Source organism: Streptococcus oralis subsp. tigurinus, from assembly GCF_002356415.1.
Lineage (GTDB): Bacteria > Bacillota > Bacilli > Lactobacillales > Streptococcaceae > Streptococcus > Streptococcus oralis_F.
Map to the genome: position 1 here is coordinate 1,554,973 of NZ_AP018338.1, position 19,565 is coordinate 1,574,537.

9 protein-coding genes are annotated in these 19,565 nt (G+C 39.5%); 2 read left to right on the forward strand and 7 right to left on the reverse strand.

Annotated features, from left to right (window positions below; genetic code table 11):
- Nucleotides 1-73: 73 nt before the first annotated feature.
- From STO1_RS08010 to STO1_RS08040, 7 genes are all read right to left on the reverse strand, one after another.
- Complete coding sequence (locus STO1_RS08010) at nt 74-8,335, reverse strand: isopeptide-forming domain-containing fimbrial protein (RefSeq protein WP_096422756.1); 8,262 nt, start codon at nt 8,333-8,335, stop codon at nt 74-76.
- A gap of 58 nt (nt 8,336-8,393) precedes the next feature.
- Complete coding sequence (locus tag STO1_RS08015) at nt 8,394-8,981, reverse strand: TlpA family protein disulfide reductase (protein ID WP_007522282.1); 588 nt, start codon at nt 8,979-8,981, stop codon at nt 8,394-8,396.
- Nucleotides 8,982-9,370: 389 nt separating this feature from the next.
- Nucleotides 9,371-10,717, reverse strand: a complete 1,347-nt coding sequence (gene glnA, locus STO1_RS08020; protein ID WP_061588777.1) for a type I glutamate--ammonia ligase — start codon at nt 10,715-10,717, stop codon at nt 9,371-9,373.
- A 36-nt stretch (nt 10,718-10,753) separates the two neighbouring features.
- A complete protein-coding gene (gene glnR / locus STO1_RS08025; RefSeq protein WP_007522286.1) occupies nt 10,754-11,110 on the reverse strand; it encodes a transcriptional repressor GlnR in 357 nt (118 codons plus the stop codon).
- A 76-nt stretch (nt 11,111-11,186) separates the two neighbouring features.
- Complete coding sequence (locus STO1_RS08030) at nt 11,187-11,714, reverse strand: FUSC family protein (protein WP_061588778.1); 528 nt, start codon at nt 11,712-11,714, stop codon at nt 11,187-11,189.
- 133 nt (nt 11,715-11,847) lie between these two features.
- Nucleotides 11,848-16,401, reverse strand: a complete 4,554-nt coding sequence (locus STO1_RS08035; RefSeq protein WP_096422758.1) for a cell wall-anchored adhesin SspB — start codon at nt 16,399-16,401, stop codon at nt 11,848-11,850.
- A 161-nt stretch (nt 16,402-16,562) separates the two neighbouring features.
- Complete coding sequence (locus STO1_RS08040; RefSeq protein WP_001096771.1) at nt 16,563-17,762, reverse strand: phosphoglycerate kinase; 1,200 nt, start codon at nt 17,760-17,762, stop codon at nt 16,563-16,565.
- Between the two features lie 353 nt (nt 17,763-18,115).
- Between STO1_RS08040 and STO1_RS08045 the strand changes: the two genes are divergently transcribed.
- Both STO1_RS08045 and STO1_RS08050 read left to right on the forward strand, forming a co-directional pair.
- The gene (locus STO1_RS08045) at nt 18,116-19,042 is read left to right on the forward strand and encodes a helix-turn-helix transcriptional regulator (protein ID WP_096422760.1); all 927 of its coding nucleotides are present in this window, start codon (nt 18,116-18,118) and stop codon (nt 19,040-19,042) included.
- A gap of 84 nt (nt 19,043-19,126) precedes the next feature.
- Nucleotides 19,127-19,495 carry a hypothetical protein gene (locus STO1_RS08050; RefSeq protein WP_084921604.1) on the forward strand — a complete coding sequence of 123 codons (369 nt, stop codon included), beginning with the start codon at nt 19,127-19,129 and terminating at the stop codon, nt 19,493-19,495.
- Nucleotides 19,496-19,565 lie beyond the last annotated feature (70 nt).

Below are 19,565 nucleotides of genomic sequence, written 5' to 3' on the forward strand. Positions count from 1 at the left end.
TTTTTTCCTTATCACTTTCAATATACAGTAAGGAGAAGAGTAAAATTTTCTACTCTCCTCTTACTATATGATACTAACGTTTAGCTTTACGCTTCCAAACTAGAAGTCCAGCAAGTCCTAGAGTAAGGGCTGCAAGTACTCCAAAGATTGAAGAAGCTTCAGAACCTGTATTTGGCAATGTTTTCTTAGGTTCTTCAGGAGGAACGGTTCCTCCTGGCGGCGGAGTTTGTGGTTCTTCTGGTGTTGGTGGTGTCGGTGGAGTTTGTGGTTCTTCTGGTGTTGGTGGTGTCGGTGGTGTCGGTGGAGTTGTCGGTGGAGTTTGTGGTTCTTCTGGTGTTTGTGGTGTTGGCGGGAACACTACAACCTTGTTGGTAGGCTTTGGATTGTGGTTAAAGCTTACTTTAGCTGTATTAGGAACACCCTTAGCGAATTGTGCAAAATCTGTTCCTTCTTTGAAGTTAGTGTAAAGTACAAGACGTACGGTACTTCCCTTCAAGGCTTCAAGAACATCCTTGTCGCTGATTTCAAAAGTCACAAGATTGCTAGTTTCATCGTAAGTAACAGTAGCAACTGCTTCTAAATCTTTACCTACTAATTCACCGCGGTCATTTGAAACTTTAGACAATTTATCAATAGCTGCTTGAAGCTTGGTTTGAGCTTCTTTTAGTTTCTTGATTTCATTTTCAAGTTTCTCTTGTTGTTGTTTCTTATCAGCTGGTGCCAATTCTGCTTCTTTTTCAGCTGGCGCTTGAAGCTTAGCCAAGTTTTCTTCAGCTGCTTTCAACTCTGCTTCCAAGCTTGCAAGATCTTGACTTGGCTCACTAGTTGCAGGTTTCTTATCTTCTGTTTCAGAAGAATCAGATGTAGCTGGTGTTGTCGCTTCTGCTGGTTGAGCTGGTTGTGATGCTTTAGCCGCTTCCAACTTCGCTTTCAATTCAGCTACTTTAGCTTCCGCCGCCTTGAGTTCTTCCTTCTTACCAGTCTCTGTTGAAGTCTCTTCTGTTGACTTACCTGTCAAAGCTTTGAGTTCTTTCTCTGCCTGTTCAAGTTGGGCTTGAAGAGTTGCTTTGATCTTGTCAAACTGAGCGTTTTCAACTTTAAGAGCGATACGGTCTTTGTTGACTTTCAAGACTGAATTGATTTCATCCGTGATTGTGAAGCTAGTCAAGTCTGTCTTGATAAGACGACCGTATTGATCCTTCTTAGCATTTCCGTTTTCATCTACTGGATCTGTTGGAACCGGTGTAGTGATATCGAATCGGAAGGTATCAAAAGCGTTTGGCAAGCGGTATTCTCCACCAGGTTTAGATCCATCTTCTGGTCCAACAGACTTAGCTGGTTCACCTGGTGTTGGATCTGTTGGTTTTTCTGGGTCACGCGGTTTCACCGTTACTGGTTTCGTTTCCTTGTTACCAGATTGACTATTCGCATCCTTGAAGTTTACAGTTGCCTTGTTTGGTACCAATCGGTTCGTGTAAGCACTCAAATCACTATTAGCTTTGAGCTTAGCTGGGATATACAATTGGATTTCTTTGAAACCTTTCAATCGAGCGAAATCTTTCACTTTCACAGTGACTGTATTTCCTTCAACACTTGTTTCAAGGGCACCATTTGCATCACGTCCATCTACATAAGCTACTGGTGTATCAGCGATTGCCAAGACCGGTTCAAGTGTATCTGTGACTGTGAACTCTTTGTACTTATCAATATCTTTTGGCAAAGTGGTATTGACATTATACATGTATGGTGCGTCGTATTCCACATCCAAGTGGTCCAAGGTACGGTTAATCTTCTTAGAAATTTCTGGTTCTGGTTCTTTTGGAACAATTACCGGAACTTTATTCGAATCTTTGTGTAGCCCTGGTTTGTGTGGGAACTTCGCATCATAAGAAGCTGTATTTGGAACAGTGAATCCACGATCTGTTAGATATGGACTTAAATCAGCTCCCGCTTTAATCTTAGCGTCGAACGTTAATTCAACTGCTTGACCACCATTTGCTTTGACTTGGTCTTCTGTAAGCGTCAAGGTAATGGTTTGTCCCTCTACCTTGATTTGGCTAGCGTCAAGCGCTTGACCATTCAATTTAGCACTTGATGTTCCTGCGAACTCAAGAACGTCTACTAGGGTATCTGTGACTGAGAAGGCTGTCGCATCTTGCGCTACTGTTGTTTTCACGTTGTAAGTGAAGACTTGATCGCGTTTATCAAGAGTTTCAGCTTCTTTGCCGTTCACATCTTTCTTGATTTCTGGCTCTTCTGGAGTCGGTGGCGTTACTGGAACTTCATTTGAATCCTTAGTGAAGCCTGGTTTGTTTGGAAGATCTGCTCTGTAAGCTGCCTTGTTCGGAACTTTCACAGTCTTATCTTCTGATAGGTAAGCAGACAAGTTAGCGCCGGCTTTAATCTTAGCGTCGAACGTTAATTCAACTGCTTGACCACCATTTGCTTTCACTTGGTCTTCTGTAAGGGTCAAGGTAATCGTTTGGCCTTCTACCTTGATTTGACTTGCATCAAGAGCTTGACCATTCAAGGTCGCACTTGAAGTTCCTGCGAATTCAAGAACGTCTACGAGTGTATCTGTGACTGCGAAGGCTGTCGCATCTTGCGCTACACTTGTTTTCACGTTGTAAGTGAAGACTTGATCGCGTTTGTCAAGAGTTTCAGCTTCTTTGCCATTCACATCTTTCTTGATTTCTGGCTCTTCTGGAGTCGGTGGCGTTACTGGAACTTCATTTGAATCCTTAGTGAAGCCTGGTTTGTTTGGAAGATCTGCTCTGTAAGCTGCCTTGTTCGGAACTTTCACAGTCTTATCTTCTGATAGGTAAGCAGACAAGTTAGCGCCGGCTTTAATCTTAGCGTCGAATGTTAATTCAACTGCTTGACCACCATTTGCTTTGACTTGGTCTTCTGTAAGCGTCAAGGTAATGGTTTGTCCCTCTACCTTGATTTGGCTAGCGTCAAGCGCTTGACCATTCAATTTAGCACTTGAAGTTCCAGCGAACTCAAGAACGTCTACTAGGGTATCTGTGACTGAGAAGGCTGTCGCATCTTGCGCTACTGTTGTTTTCACGTTGTAAGTGAAGACTTCATCACGTTTCGCGAGCGTTTCTTCTGCCTTACCGTTAACATCTTTCTTGATCTCTGGCTCGTCTGGTGTTGGAGGCGTTACCGGGACTTCGTTAGAGTCCTTGTGCACTCCTGGTTTGTGTGGGAAGCTTGCGTCATAAGAAGCCTTATTCGGAATCTGTGTACGACCGTCTTCCTTCACATACGCAGACAAGTTAGCACCGGCTTTGATCTTCGCGTCGAATGTTAATTCAACTGCTTGACCGCCATTGGCTTTCACTTGGTCTTCTGTAAGGGTCAAGGTAATCGTTTGGCCTTCTACCTTGATTTGACTTGCATCAAGAGCTTGACCATTCAAGGTCGCACTTGAAGTTCCTGCGAATTCAAGAACGTCTACGAGTGTATCTGTGACTGCGAAGGCTGTCGCATCTTGCGCTACACTTGTTTTCACGTTGTAAGTGAAGACTTGATCGCGTTTGTCAAGAGTTTCAGCTTCTTTGCCATTCACATCTTTCTTGATTTCTGGCTCTTCTGGTGTTGGAGGCGTTACTGGAACTTCGTTCGAATCCTTGTGGTATTTTGGATTATGATCAATATCATAAGAAGCCTTATTCGGAATCTCTGTCTTACCATCTTTATTCACATAAGCGGATAAGTTGGCATTATCTCTAATCTTAGCCTTGAAATTCACTTCAATAGACTTACCAGCATCTGCTTTTACAGAAGCTTCTGTAAAGGCAACTTTGATCACTTGGCCAGAAAGTGTCACTGTCGCCTTCGATCCTGCATCCTCACCATCAAGTTTAACAGTAGCTGAAGCATTCTCACCAACAAATTCTAAAACTTCTTTCAACTCGTCTGTCATCTCAAACACAGTTGCGCTGGCAGGCATTGTTGTTTTCAAAGTATAAGTAAATTCTTCATTACGTTTTGCAAGATCGTAACGTTCTGCTCCGTTTACTTCCTTCTTAAGCTCTGGAGTAGTGGTTGGTGGTGGTGTAACTGTAACTGGTTTTGATTCTTTCTTAGAATCAGGATTATCATTAATGATGTAGCTAGCAGTATTTGGTACTACCGGCTTGTCTTTTGATTCATTTGGATAAGCCGCTAAGAGTGCATCAAAGGTAATGCCTTCCTTCACCTTAGCCTTAAATGAAACTTGTACAGCTTTACCAGCATATTGTTTCACTTGATCTTTTCCAAATGTGACCATCAAACGTTGACCTTCTGTTGTTACAGTGAGGTCTTGAACAGCTTGGCCATCAACAGTGACCGTTGCTTCTCCTTCAAATGCCAATTCTTTGACGATATCATCTGAAATGGTGAATGTATCTGCCACATGTGGAACCGTTGAGTCAATCGTATACGTGAAGACTTCTGATAACTTACCAAGATCTGCGTGTTCCTGACCATTCACTTTCTTAGTGATTGGTGGTGGAGTAACTGTAACCGGCTTGGTTTCTTTCTCACCTTGTTGGTCATTCTTGTTAGTGTATGTAATCTTAGCTTTGTTCTCAATAGATGGAACAGTTGAGCCTTTCTTCACTTTGGCATGAATCACGAGCTCTACTTCTTGGTTACCGTAGTCACCCGCATTCGCAAAATCCTTCATCGTTGCAGTCACGGTTTGACCTTGAACTGTTACATCGAAGAATTTCGCTGCAGCTCCCTTGATTTCAGCTTGACCTGGAGTCAAGTTCTCATCCAAGGTATCCGTTACAACGAAGGACTTGTACGTTGTAATATCATTTGGCAATTTCGCTTTGATATTATAAGTAAAGTCGGTTTCTGCACCGATTGTTGCCTCTGTCAATGTTTCGTTGATTTTCTTATCAACACCTGGTTCTGATGGAGGCGTTACGGTGACTGGTTTCGTTTCTTTTTCTCCGCTATGATCGTTCTTATCTGTGAAGCTGAACTTCGCAGTATTTGGAATGTTGATACGAGTCACTCCATCATTGATCTTAGCCGGAATAATCAATTCAACTTCTTGACCAGCAAGGTCTGTAGCGTTCGCAAAGTCCTTCATCGTTGCAGTCACGGTTTGACCCTCAACTGTTACATCGAAGAAGGCTGCAGCTGCTCCTTTGATAACTGGTTTGCTTGAAGTTTCATTGATAACTGACAAATCTCCTTCAAGTGTATCTGTAATCACAAATTTCTTGTAATCTGTAATATCGGTTGGAAGTTTTGTCTTGATGTTGTAGTTATACGCTTGACCTGTCGCGATATCTAAGTGATCAAGGGTTTCATTGATCTTCTTCGTTACAGGAGGTGGCGTTACAGTGACAGGTTTCGTTTCAACTTCTTTCTCTACATTATTCTCATTTGTAAAGGAAATAGAAGCCTTGTTTTCAATGGTTGTACCTGTCACACCATTTTTAACTTTTGCAGGAATGACTAGTTCAACAGTTGAGTATTTTGCAAGTTCACCAAACTGACCATCCTTCACCGTTGCCGTAATTTCTTGGCCATTGGTGTGGATATCAAAGAGGGCAGCTGCAGAACCTTTAATACTTACGTCACCTGCAAGTTCCAAATTAGCATCCAGTGTATCACGAATCACAAATTTCTTGTAATTAGCAACATCACTTGGCACAGCTGTTGTAATGTTGTAGTTGTATGGTTGTCCATCAAATGTTTGGAATGTATCCAAGTTTTCATTAATCTTCTTATCAATAGAAGGTTCTTTTGGTTTTGGTGGTGTAACCGTTACTTTATTCGATGTTTTCTTGATATCATTCAAGGCAACATCTGCCGTGTTAGGTACTTTAATTTGACCATCTTCCTTATATTTAGAAAGGTCAGCACCCGGACGAATCTTAGCCTTGAAGGTCAATTCAAGGTATTGAACATCTTTAGTTTTACGACGACTTACCTTACGTGAGATTTTTTTAAGTTGAGTTTTATCAAGAGTCAGTGAAACAGTTTGGCCTTCAACTTTTGTAGCAGTTTTCAACTCAGCATCATCATTTCCACCAAGTTTCACATTCAAGCTATCTGCCTGAACTTCCAACTCTGAAACAACTGTATCTGTAAGGCTAAATGTATCTGCAATACCTGGCCATGGAACACTTACCTTGTACTCGAAGAGTTCTCCTTCTGTCTTAAGATCTTCATGTTCCTTATCATTGACCTTCTTCGTAATTTCGGTATCAACTGGTGGTTTAACATAGACTGGGTTTGAGCGACGAATGGTACTTGGTTTGTCATCTGTTTTAGCATGTTTACTTGGATCAGGATTATTATCCTCACCATTCCACATGATATTACCCTGGTTCAGCAAACCGAATCCATCATTATCTTGAAGAAGGGCCATGAATTCTTTGCTTGCTTGGTTCTTACGGTATTCTTCTTTAAGACGAACGGTAATCGTCATTTTAGCTTTCTTAAGAACCAAGTAGTTGTACTTGCCATCTTTTGCCGGAACATCCGCTACAACGACGCTTTGTGAGTTGCCTCCAGCATCCTTTTGAGTTACCACACGAGTTGGCCAGCTTTGTCCATCTGGACCTTGAGCAGAATGGCTCACCACTTCCAAGCGGTAATCAAGTGGGTCTGTTAACATAACGTTCTTTTCAAATTCGTAAGGAACGTTATTGAAGTTGTAATCTACTGTATAAGTGAACTCTTCGTCTTTCTTGCTTAGTTGTGCAGAATAAGATGGTTTCTTAGTCAACTCTAACGGATCTGGAATGACACCAATATCGTTGCTAGCATCCGCATCTTTCACTGTCTTCGTTGCGCTTGGATAACAGTATTCCAATTTTTGGACTTCGACAGTCTCATTCTTACCACCGATTTTACGAGTAGTGAAATCTCCCGTTTTAAAGACCCCAGTCAATTCTGGAACTGTGATTGTTTCATTTTCTGGCTTGTAATCTGCCGGCGGATCCACTTCGTCATCTTCATTTGTCTCAGGAGCTCGAGCTTCCTTACTCAAGTCATAGTCAAATTTATTATCCCCAGGATTGAAGACACTATCTGGAACAGAGATGGTAACTTTGTCCCCTTCTTGAACAATCTTACCACGAATTTGTTTTGACGGATCTGTAACTTTTTCAACGACCGTTTTACCATTGATTCGAACAGCATCTACCTTATATCCTGGAGTAACTTCAAACTCACCTTTGATATCTTCCTTAATCAGAGCTGCTGCTACGGATTCCAAAATCTTTTGCGAGAATACATCAATATTATTTTGTTCATTAACATAGAAGGAAACATCCTTGCCATTAACTGTCTTGTTTGGCGAAGCCATTGATTGAAGGGCATCGTGGAAAATCCCTTGCACGGAACGATTGTCACCGATATTCAACGTTTTTCCAAATCCATTCAAATAAGCAGAACCATATTGGAAGTATGGGTCAGTGAACCCTTCTACACGCTCCCAGAAACCAATAACTACAGAACCTTCTGATCCAACAGCATTCTTAAGGGTATTTCCTGCCTCTTTTAATTCTTTTGCACGGCTGACAATATCTTGCGCTGCTTCAGGGAAATAGTTTTGACCAAGTCCCCATGCAGGTTGTAGCTTATATGTTCTGGCATAGCTTTTATCCATAACAACATTACCATCTGGAAGACGGTAACCATTGGCCACACCATCCGTTACGAGAAGGAATACTGTCTTACGACCATTTTTCATTTCTCCTTTTTTACTGTTATAAGCAGCAAGAGCATCCGTAATACCAGGAACCGTAGGAGTTCCTCCTCCAACAGTAATATTATCAATAAAGCTATGAATAGATTTTTGATCTGATGTCAAATCACTTGAACTAAACTGATAATGTTTACCCGTAATCCCCTCATTTGTATAGGTATCAATCGCTCCTGTGAAGTCTTCATTATCAAAATATCGAACCTGATCTAATCCTTGGTAAGCTGAAACGAAGACGCGGTCAGTCGTATCAGGATCCCCTGTACTCACTAAATGCGGGTCGGCTTCATTGTACTGTTCAGGTTTCACATAAGTGGTCAAACGCTTCAAAGCATTTTTAACACTTGGGATAGTTTTTTCAAACGACCCACTGGCATCCTGAAGGATGACCAAGTCGATTGGTTTACGCGGAACTGTCCACTGTGTGTTCTCTGTCTTCTTAATTTTACGATAACATCCATTTTGAATGATTTCTGTATCACCTACCCGAGTAACTCCACCTTCATCGGCAGATGCACCACGAACAAAGAATAGTCCAGCTAATCCTAAAGGCACAGACAGAAACAAAATCATAAACAGAATGGATACCTTTTTAATGAAATCTTTCATAGTTTTCTCTGAAATCCTATTTGATTCCTTATTCCTCCTTTTTTCTATTGCAGATATATTAATTCAGTAGCTCTTGTAACTCTTTCGAGAAATTTTCAGCAGTAGTGTGGTTTACCAATACATTCTTTACCTGTTGCTGTTTGGTTACAAGATACATACTAGGTATGGTTTGAACCTGTAAGAGATCGGCTGCCCCTTGATCCTCATCATAATAATACGGGAAAGTATATCCTTTTTCTTTGATATACTGATCAGCCTTCTCCTTTGTCTCTCTATTCGGATCGCTCATATTGAGTAGAACAAAATGAATTTGATCTCCATACTTTTCATACATCTGTTGAACAATAGGCAGTTGTTTCTGACAATGTGGACACCAACTAGCCCATTCGACAACTAACATAGGTTTATCATACAGTTCTGAACTAGCAACCAATTTACCGTCTCGAGTGGTCATTTTAAATTCTGGAAGTTGTTGACCTTTTAAACTCAAAGCCGTATTGTTCTCATCACTAGAAGTTGATTGCGAAACTGACGATGCGCCTATATCTCCATCCTTAGTGGGTCTGGTGTAATAAAGAAAACCCACCGTTAAACCTATGATGACCCCCACCGCTAAAAATGGTAGCCACCACTTGTCTTTTTGCATGTAATCTCCTTACTTATAATAGTAAAATACAACGAATAAGTCCTAATAAATAATATATTAATACAATTAGATAGAGGACGGGATTCATTCATTTCAAATGATATTTTACCATTTACTATTCATTTATACAAGCAATACGTTGTCAAATAGTAAACTTTTTAAAAAAGTAGAAAATCGCCATTAAATACGATCTTTATAAAGAAAATCTAAAGATAAACTTAATATCTCTTTCTGAGATTTGTCAGAATATTCCCATTCTGATGCATAATTGTAAGCTAGACAAAAAAACATAAATAGCCTATATTATCTATACTAAAAACTGTATCAAAATACATTTATAACTTAGCAAGCAAAAAAGATTGCCCATTCGGACAACCTCTTTTCTACTATTAATACAAATCTAGATAATTATCAACTTCCCATTGTGACACAAAGGTCGCATAGCTAGCCCACTCGATACGCTTGGCTTCAAGGAAGCTCGTATAGATGTGCTCACCTAGTGCAGCCTTGACCACTTCGTCTTCAGTCAAAGCTTTCAAAGCGTTGTGAAGAGTTGATGGAAGGTCTGTAATACCAGCTTCCTTACGCTCTTCTGCTGTCATGATGTAGATATTTTCTTCGATAGGAGCTGGTGCTTCGATTTTGTTTTCAATACCGTGCAAACCAACTTCCAACAGAACCGCCATAGCGATGTACGGGTTAGCCATTGGATCCACTGAACGCAACTCAAGACGAGTTCCCATACCACGTGAAGCTGGTACGCGCACAAGTGGCGAACGGTTACGACCAGCCCAAGCGATGTAAACCGGCGCTTCATAACCTGGAACCAAACGTTTGTAGGAGTTAACAGTTGGGTTCATGATGGCAGTATAGTTGTAAGCATGCTTGATCAAACCACCAAGGAAATGGTAAGCTATTTCTGACAACTGCATTCCTTTTGGATCATTTGGATCAAAGAAGGCATTGTTTCCTTCTGCATCAAACAAAGACATATTACAGTGCATACCTGAGCCAGCAATACCAAATTTTGGTTTCGCCATAAAGGTTGCGTAAAGACCATGTTTACGAGCAATAGTTTTAACAACGAGTTTAAAGATTTGAATCTTATCACAAGCGCGGAGCACTTCATCATACTTGAAGTCAATTTCATGTTGACCAACCGCAACCTCGTGGTGACTTGCTTCTACTTCAAATCCCATTTTGGTCAAGACATTCACAATCTCACGACGTGTATTGTCCGCAAGGTCAGTAGGCGCTAAGTCAAAGTAGCCACCTTTGTCATTTACTTCAAGTGTTGGATCACCATTTTCGTCTAGCTTAAATAGAAAGAATTCTGGCTCTGGTCCAAGGTTGAAGGATTTGAATCCTACTTCTTCCATATGGCGAAGAGCACGTTTCAAATTGCCACGAGGGTCACCTGCAAATGGTTTACCTTCTGTTGTATAGACATCACAGATCAAACCTGCAACACTTCCGTTTTCATCTCCCCAAGGGAAGACTGTCCATGTATCCAAGTCTGGGTACAAGTACATATCTGACTCATTGATACGTACAAAACCTTCAATAGAAGATCCATCAAACATTGCCTTGTTAGTCAAGACTTTGTCTAGTTGTTCATCTGTAGCAGGAATTTCGACGTTTTTCATCGTTCCCAAAATATCTGAGAACATGAGACGAATAAAGGTAACATTTTTTTCCTTGACTTCACGACGAATATCTGCAGCTGTGATTGGCATGGTTATTCTCCTTAATATATGACTACTTGCGGTTGCCTAACCGCGACCAAAAGGTGAATGTGCTGAAGCAAAGCGTCCCTGCTGGAGGAGTTCATTATGAAGTGCGCGACGCACCTCCGTCTGACTCACCACTTTCTTGGACTTCGCCTCACGTTCAGCATATTTTTTCTTAATGGCAGCGATATTGTAGCCTTCAGAGATATAATCTTTGATTTCAAGCAGACGATCCATATCATTCAACGAATACATGCGACGGTTCCCTTCGTTTCGATCAGGTTTAATCAACTCTTGATCTTCATAATAACGAATCTGACGCGCTGATAGATCGGTCAACTTCATCACACTACCGATAGGAAAAACAGCCATATTTCGGCGAAATTCTCTTTCCTTCATTTACAATTTCCTTCTTTCTGTCTATTATAGTCTAAAAAAATAAATACGTCAATCGATAATGTTATAAAATGTAACATTATTTTTCTTTTTTCTCTAAAAAGAGATGAATACGATCAATATCATAATTTACGAGAATTGCGACAAAAACTCCCATAAAAGTTTCCGATACACGCGCAAACACGTACAAAATTGTTTCACCGCTCGGTATTGAGAGGGTAATGATTAACATAGCTGCTACACCACCAATAACCCCCGATTTATTATTCATGGCCACATTTGTCATAATGGTTAACATAGTGCAGATTGGAACAACCACCAAGGTCACCCAAAAGGCTCCGTGAAATAAGGTATTTAAGAGAAAAAAGATAAGAGCATAGAAACCACCGATACTATTTCCTAGAATACGTGAAGTTCCAAAATGAACACTCTTATCAAAGCTTTCTCTCAAACTAAAGACTGCTGTCAAAGCCCCAATTTGAAGTCCCTTCCAACCAAAAAATCCAAAAATCAAGAGAACTAAAAAAACAGCAATTCCGGTTTTAAAGGTTCGTAGACCAAACTTGAACTGTGACTTGTCAAATTTATATTTTTTAAAATAACTCATAATCTCAACTTTCTACTTCCATTTTATCATAAATTAGTTGATTTTATGAGTAAAAATCAATAGGAAACGTTTTTAATTCAAATAACAAGAAAAAGAGAAAACTAAGTTCCTCTTTTAATCGAGTTTTCAGGCATTACTTGCTTTCGTCTTCTTTTCGTTTCAACTGACCAAGTCCTAAAACTCCCACTAAGGCAGCTAGTCCAAGATATGGCATGTAGCTTGAATCATTTGTTCCTGTTTTTGGAAGTGTAGTTATTTCTTTACCAACAGAAACAGGAATTGGTGTTGAAGGTTCTTCAACTTTTGGACTAGGAACTCTTGGTTCTTTTGGTGTCTCAGGTTTGTCAGGATCCTTTGGTTTTGGAGTTGGAATTGGTGTCGGTTTGTCTGGATCCTTTGGTTTTGGCGTTGGAATTGGTGTCGGTTTGTCTGGAGTTCTTGGTATTGGAGTTGTTGTACGTACTGTGTTAGATGCATAAGTAACCTTATTAACAGTATTTACATAAGTATTTTCAAATGTTCCAATAGCAATTCTGCGCATTTGAAGGTAGGTTTCAGCTTGGAATGGTGAATCCAAACTAATCTTTTGTAAGAATTCTTCCTTGAAACGAACAGTTACAATACCATTTGCAGCATCTGTTTCAGCAGTTGTTTGAGATGTTAGATCTGTACCTGCCTTAATCACTGAACCATCTTTCATTGTCAAGTTCAGAGAGCTGAATGTCTTGTAATTACCAGTATACTGATCACCAGCTTGGTCATAATCATCCACAAAGTTGTAATCTTCTAATTCCTCTGAATGATTTTGTGGAATGAGGCCACCAATCAGACGATAGTTAAATGTTTGATAAAATTGAATTGTTTTACCATCCAGATTTTCACTAGTTGGATCTAGACTTACTGTTACATCTTTTTTCGGTGTGATTTTCGGTACGTTGTTAACCACTACTTCTGTAGCATAGCCATTTCCGAAATCAATTTGATAGGCCTTATTTTCATACTTACCACCTGTCTTACCAAATTCAGACTTAACAGTCATCGGATCTGTAATGACTAATGATGTTCCAGTTGCTACATATTGCTTGTAAAATTCTTCTGGATTATCAGCAGAGAAGAGTTGGAAAGCACCCTTAACAGTAATGTTAGCTTTCTTCAACAAGTCTTGAACTTTCTTAGGAGCAGCTTCTAGACTGTCATATTTTTGAACGCTGACACCTGATACTTGATTTCCTTTTTCATCTGCAACCTTAATCAAATCAGGACGAACATCTAAAGCTTCTTCTGGATAATCATCTACATAGTAGAAGCCGTTTTGGATTGCTTCCTTAGAAGATTTATCACCCTTATATTGATCCAAATCCCATGTTAATTCGTAGTAGTTGGTTGAACCAGCTAAAACTTCTTTTCCATCGATATTAAGGCCTTCTTTATTCTTATTTACTTTCGTTGGCTTAATATAGTTGTTATTTGGATTATCAGGATCATTTGGTTTACCAGGAGTCGTTACACGAACAACATTTGACTTAATACCATAAGCATCATTGACTGTCAAAGTGAAGTTATTCGTATAAGTTGCCCCATCGTTCAATACTCGACCAACAACCGTTGGATGAAGAGTCTCAACAGGTTTAGTTAAGTCAGCATTGTATGTTGCCAATGTCTCATCAGTCGCCTTAAAAGTTACAGTATGACTGGCTTCATCATAAGTTGTATCAAAGCCTGTACTTGCAGCCTTAGTTGCATCCAAGTCAAACTTATAGCCAGTTGGAAGCGGATCTACCAATACAAATGAAGTAGTTTTTGGACGTCCAGCTGTCAAGGCTTCAGTTTTCAATTCAAACTTAACAATTGACTGTTTAGCAACCAATGTCCGGTCAATATCTACCCCATCCTCGTTTTTAATTTCTTTATTAATCTGAGGTTGTGCAAATAGACGATTGTAATGGTAGTGAACTGTTGGCACCGCTGGTGATGTTGGCAACTGCTTAGGAGTTGGTGCTACCGGTGGAGTTGGCATTGGATCATATGTTGGCTCTTCTGGTTTTGATGGCTCTGGTTGATCTGGAGTTTTTACCGGTGGAGTTGGCTCATTTTCGTAGCTTGGTGCTACTGGTGCTGGCTCCAATGGCTTCTCTGTCTCATATGTTGGCTCTTCTGGTTTTGATGGCTCTGGTTGATCTGGAGTTTTTACCGGTGGAGTTGGCTCATTTTCATATGTTGGTACTACTGGAGCTGGTTCCAATGGTTTCTCTGTCTCATATGTTGGCTCTTCTGGTTTTGATGGCTCTGGTTGATCCGGAGTCTTAACTGGTGGAGTTGGCTCATTTTCATATGTCGGTGCTACCGGTGCTGGCTCCAATGGTTTCTCTGTCTCATACATTGGTTGAGTTGGAGCTGTTGGTGCAACAGGTTTCGTCGGAACCCCAATTGCATTAATATTTGAATTGAAAGCAAACCAAATATTTCCACTTTTAGAAGAAGCCATATTAAAGCTAATCTCCGATTGAGTTATTTCACCGACAATAGCTCCGTACCAATTATTTGGACTAGAGGTTGTATCCCATTCCGATGTATTCCAACGAGCGCCTAGCGATTTTTCTGCATTTGATGAATCTGCATAAGCAGAGTTATTTTCATGAATCTTGATAGATGAACCAGAAATTGGAATATATCGACCGTTAAAGTTTCTAACACTTTCAATTGCATCTTTATCAATTGCTCCACTACCGTTACCTCTATTTAGAGATGAAAAATTAACTAATCCTCCTGTGAGATTCATAAGTTGACCTTCTTCATCATAAAACTTGACTTTTACATTAATGTTTGTAGAAGTAAAATAATCATTATACCATGCTGTCACAGTTGGATCACTCGAGGCAAACATAGTCATTTTGGTTCCATCGTTAAAACCTGTTTCTTTTAATGTGTAAGTGTAAACTACTTTTGAAATTTTCTTACCATTAAAACTTGAATTTTTTAGACCAGTATAGGTAACATCGACTGGTTTATCCTTTTCTAATACAAGCTTTGCATAAGTGTTATTCGAATTGATTGCATTGAAATATGAATATGCTGTAGATTTTTTCCTATCAGGATTTGTTGGCGAAATCCCCCATGATTTTACCAGAGCATCCAATTCCTGCTGCCCATATTGATGTACAGATGAATCAATTGTTCGTATTGCATTTGGTTCTGATTTAAAGTTCAACGATTGTGATCTTGGTTCTGAAAGATAACCATCTTGTTTCTTTTTACTCTCCGCTTCTGCGAGTGCTGCAGTATAAGCTGCGAAATCTTTCTTATACTTGGCAAGATCTGCTTCATATTTTGCAACCTTAGCTTCATAATCTGTTTTAGCCACGGCATTACGTTGCTTGATTTCTTCATTCTCAGCTTTAATCGCTGCATTTTTTGCCTTATTGTCTTCAACAGCCTTTTCATAGGCTGCTTTTGCATCGGCATTTGCTTTTTGAACGCGAGCTAGTTCTGTCTGATAAGCTGCTAGCTTAGTTTGGTAGTCTGTTTCGTTAGCTGCATTCGCTTGTTTAACTTCTGCCAAATCTGCTTCGTATTTCTTCATCGCAGCTTCATAAGTCGATTTTGCAGCAGCGTTACGTTGCTTAATCGCTTCATTTTCAGCTTGGATAGCATTGTTCTTAGCAGTGTTTTCTTCAACAGCCTTTTCATAGGCTGCTTTTGCATCAGCATTTGCTTTCTGAACGCGAGCTAGTTCTGTCTGATAAGCTGCTAATTTAGCTTGATAATCAGCATCATTATCTGCCTTGGCTTTCTTAATAGCTGCAAGATCTGCTTCATACTGCTTCATTGCCGCTTCATAAGTCGCTTTTGCAGTTTCATTACGTTGTTTAATCGCTTCATTTTCAGCTTGAAGCGCTGCATTCTTTGCAGTGTTTTCTTTTACTGCTTTATCATATGCCTCTTTAGCTTCCGCATTAGCTTTTTGTACTCGAGCTAATTCTGTCTGGTATGCTGAAAGTTTATTTTGATAGTCTTGTTGACTATCCTCATTTGCTTTTTTGACAGTTGCTAAATCTTTTTGGTATTGCGCTAGCTTAGCCTCATATTCTGCTTTAGCTGTTGCATTAGCAGTGTTGATTTTTTCAACTTCTTCTTGATGACTTTTTAGATCTTTTTGATACTTGTCATCCGCTGCTTTGTTTTCAGCATTGATTTTATCTGTTTCTGCCTGATGAGCTGCGACTTCTTTTTTATATGCTTCAGTTGTTGTCTTTATTTCTTTAGCCTGTTTAGCATAGTCGCTTTTAATCTCATCTTGTTTTTGAGCATTTTCTGTAGCAGTTGTGGCTGTTCCTTTGTCTTTTGTTTCATCTTGAACTACCTTAACTCCTGCAGATTTTGCATCGGCAACTGCTTTATCTAGATCAGCTGATGATACTTCTACTGGCAAAGCTGAGTCTTTAGAACCAGCCTTAGCTTGGCTTTCTTTGGCAACTTGGCTCATTTCACCCTGAGCTTCAGGTAAATTTGTGGCCGGATTTCCTGTAGTAGCCACCTCAACTGTACTTGTACTAGTTGTCTCTGTAACTTCATCAGCAAAAACTGCCTGATCTGCAAAAGCAATCAAAGCAGTTCCTAAAACAGCACCACACAATGTTTTCGCAACTTTGCTTTTACGAAATCCATAGACTTCTTTTTTATTTTTCATTATAAGCCATTTCCTTATCTAAATTTAGTCGTTACTTCTTATATTAACACTTCACAAGGCAAGATGCAAATATTTAATCCTTTTCTTTTCATATATGCAATAATATACATTTAAAAAGGTACAAAAAAGAAGATGGCGAAACCATCTTCTTAATTATACTCTTATTTTTCTGTGAGTGCAGCCAATCCTGGCAATACTTTACCTTCAAGGAGTTCCATTGATGCTCCACCACCAGTAGAGATCCATGAGAACTTGTCTGCACGACCAAGGTTGATAGCTGCGGCAGCTGAGTCACCACCACCGATGATTGATTTCACGCCTGGTTGTTTCACGATAGCGTCCATAACACCGATTGTACCAGCTTGGAAGTCTGGGTTTTCAAATACACCCATTGGTCCGTTCCATACAACTGTCTTCGCACCAGTCAATTCTTGATCGAATTTAGCGATAGATTTTGGACCGATGTCAAGACCAAGGAAACCTGGGTCAACTGCTTCACCTTCAGTGTCTTTCACTTCAGTGTAGTCAGCAAATGCGTTTGCTTCTTTTGAGTCAACTGGCAAGATCAATTTGCCGTTTGCTTTTTCAAGAAGAGCTTTCGCAACATCCAATTTGTCTTCTTCAACAAGTGAGTTACCGATTTCGATACCTTGTGCTTTATAGAATGTGTAAGTCATCCCACCACCGATAAGGACTTTATCAGCTTTTTCAAGCAAGTTTTCGATAACACCGATCTTGTCAGATACTTTTGAACCACCAAGGATAGCCACGAATGGACGTTCTGGAGCTTCAACTGCTTCTTGGATGTAGGCAATTTCGTTTTCAAGAAGGAATCCAGCAACTGCTTTTTCAACGTTTGCTGAGATACCAACGTTAGATGCGTGTGCACGGTGAGCAGTACCGAATGCATCGTTTACAAAGATACCATCTCCAAGTGAAGCCCAGTATTTACCAAGTTCAGGATCGTTTTTAGATTCTTTCTTGCCGTCAACATCTTCGAAACGAGTGTTTTCAACCAAGAGAACTTGTCCATCTTCAAGAGCGTTAACAGCGGCTTCCAATTCAGCACCACGTGTAACACCTGGGATAAATTTAACTTCTTGTCCCAATTTAGCAGCCAAGTCAGCAGCTACAGGAGCAAGTGATTTACCTTCTTTGTCTGCTTCTTCTTTGACACGTCCAAGGTGAGAGAAGAGGATTGCACGTCCACCTTGTTCAAGGATGTACTTGATAGTTGGAAGAGCTGCAGTGATACGGTTGTCATTGGTAATCACGCCATCTTTAACAGGTACGTTGAAGTCAACACGAACGAGAACTTTTTTCCCTTTCAAGTCAACGTCTTTAACAGTCAATTTTGCCATTAGATATGACTCCTTCTTTTTTTATACGTGTTAATTATATCACAAAATCCGCAAAAGAGATAGAAAAACCCTAAACTTTTCTTGTTCATTCTTCTATTTATTAACCTAAAAACCTAGGATTGCAGTTCGGGAAATAGCAATTTTCACATAATTCGGTTGGAATAATTTAGGCAAATTTCTTGATTGATCTGCCTAATTACTTCTATACTATCCTTTTTCTAAGATTTTAATCCTTAATATTCTAAACTCTACAGTCCTTCTTTTTGAATTGCTAGGTTTCTTATTATACAATATAACTAAAATAGTTTCTTCAGTTTGTGCTATTTGAAATTAAAAGAAGGGGAATTGCTACCATGAAATTAGAAAGACTAATCTATATTTTACTGTCTCTTTTAAATAAGAAGAGAATAACAGCTAAAGAGATTGCAGAGAGGTTTGAAATATCTACTCGAACTGTATATAGGGACATGGATACACTCAGTTTAGCGGGGATCCCAATCTATTCGGAACGTGGAGATAAGGGAGGTTTCTATATACCAAGCGACTATAAGATAGACAGGAACTTTTTTACTGAGGAAGAGAGACAGTTTATCATTAATATAAGCCAAAATGTTAGTAAAATCGTTGGTCATTCAAATCTTGACAGTATCGAACACAAGCTGTCTTCTCAAGAAATTACAAGAGCAAACAGTCCTTTTTACTTTGATCTCAGTTCCTGGACTCTTAATACAAATTATTTACTAGACATTGAGGAAGCGATACAAACTGAACAGATGATTTCTTTTTCTTACTATTCGAAAAAACAGGAGAAAAGTCAGCGAACAATTATCCCATACAGATTGATCTATAAACTGAATGCTTGGTATGTTATCGGTTACTGCTTAGAAAAATTAGATTTTCGTATTTTTAAATTAACTCGAATTCGTGAACTAGAACTAGTGGAGATAAAAGATAAACCATTCGATTATCCACGTTTATCTCAAGAAAAGTTAGAGCTTTTTTTAAATCCCCCAAAACATAAAGTGGAGGGGCAAAGAGAAGAAATCGAACTAGTTTTTACAAGATTTGCACTTCCAAAAATCTACGATCACTTCACGGAAGAAGAAATCAGAGTCGAGGACGAAATAATAAAAGTTCAGGCATTTAGAGCTTTAACTCCTGCATTTTTTGATTTACTCTTAAGCTTTGGTTATCAAGTAAAGGTCGTATCTCCAAGTCACTTACAAAATCTACTGGTCAGTACTCTCAAAAAAAATCTTCAGCAATATGACAACCTGTAGTCATATTTCCTTTTGTATACTCTTAAGTGGGCAAAATATTTCGTGATATTCATCATAGCCCAATTATTTTACAGGAGGTTCCAAATGGATACAAAAAAACTTGCAGAAAGCTATTTTACGGCAGTAAATGAGGGAGGCTGGGAAGATTTCGTAGCTGAAAACTTTGACTATGGCATGTGCGATAGTATAGAAATTCGACAAGGACGTGATGTTTATTTGCAAGGCGCAGGCCAATTCTATGCTTTGAGCCAGCATCTTGAAGTGAAGCAATTACTTGTTGATGGTCGAACAGTCTCAGCTTTAAATCGATACCTTCTACATTCTCCTCAAGGAAAAGAACTAGAGCTGGATGTCGCAGAATTTCTGAAATTCGATGAATTTGATAAATTAGTTGCATCCAATATTTATTTCGACACCTATCGTTTCCAAAAATTTATCCAAGGAATTGAATAACAAAAATCTAGCTTCAAATTTACTCTTCAATTTCAAAACTAAAAACAAGGCCTGACTAATCTACAGTCAA

Excerpts from the sequence above, each read along its gene's own strand:
- STO1_RS08010 (WP_096422756.1), bottom strand. The coding sequence starts at position 8,335 with ATGAAAGATTTCATTAAAAAGGTATCCATTCTGTTTATGATTTTGTTT.
- STO1_RS08015 (WP_007522282.1), bottom strand. The coding sequence starts at position 8,981 with ATGCAAAAAGACAAGTGGTGGCTACCATTTTTAGCGGTGGGGGTCATC.
- glnA (WP_061588777.1), bottom strand. The coding sequence starts at position 10,717 with ATGCCAATCACAGCTGCAGATATTCGTCGTGAAGTCAAGGAAAAAAAT.
- glnR (WP_007522286.1), bottom strand. The coding sequence starts at position 11,110 with ATGAAGGAAAGAGAATTTCGCCGAAATATGGCTGTTTTTCCTATCGGT.
- STO1_RS08030 (WP_061588778.1), bottom strand. The coding sequence starts at position 11,714 with ATGAGTTATTTTAAAAAATATAAATTTGACAAGTCACAGTTCAAGTTT.
- STO1_RS08035 (WP_096422758.1), bottom strand. The coding sequence starts at position 16,401 with ATGAAAAATAAAAAAGAAGTCTATGGATTTCGTAAAAGCAAAGTTGCG.
- STO1_RS08040 (WP_001096771.1), bottom strand. The coding sequence starts at position 17,762 with ATGGCAAAATTGACTGTTAAAGACGTTGACTTGAAAGGGAAAAAAGTT.
- STO1_RS08045 (WP_096422760.1), top strand. The coding sequence starts at position 18,116 with ATGAAATTAGAAAGACTAATCTATATTTTACTGTCTCTTTTAAATAAG.
- STO1_RS08050 (WP_084921604.1), top strand. The coding sequence starts at position 19,127 with ATGGATACAAAAAAACTTGCAGAAAGCTATTTTACGGCAGTAAATGAG.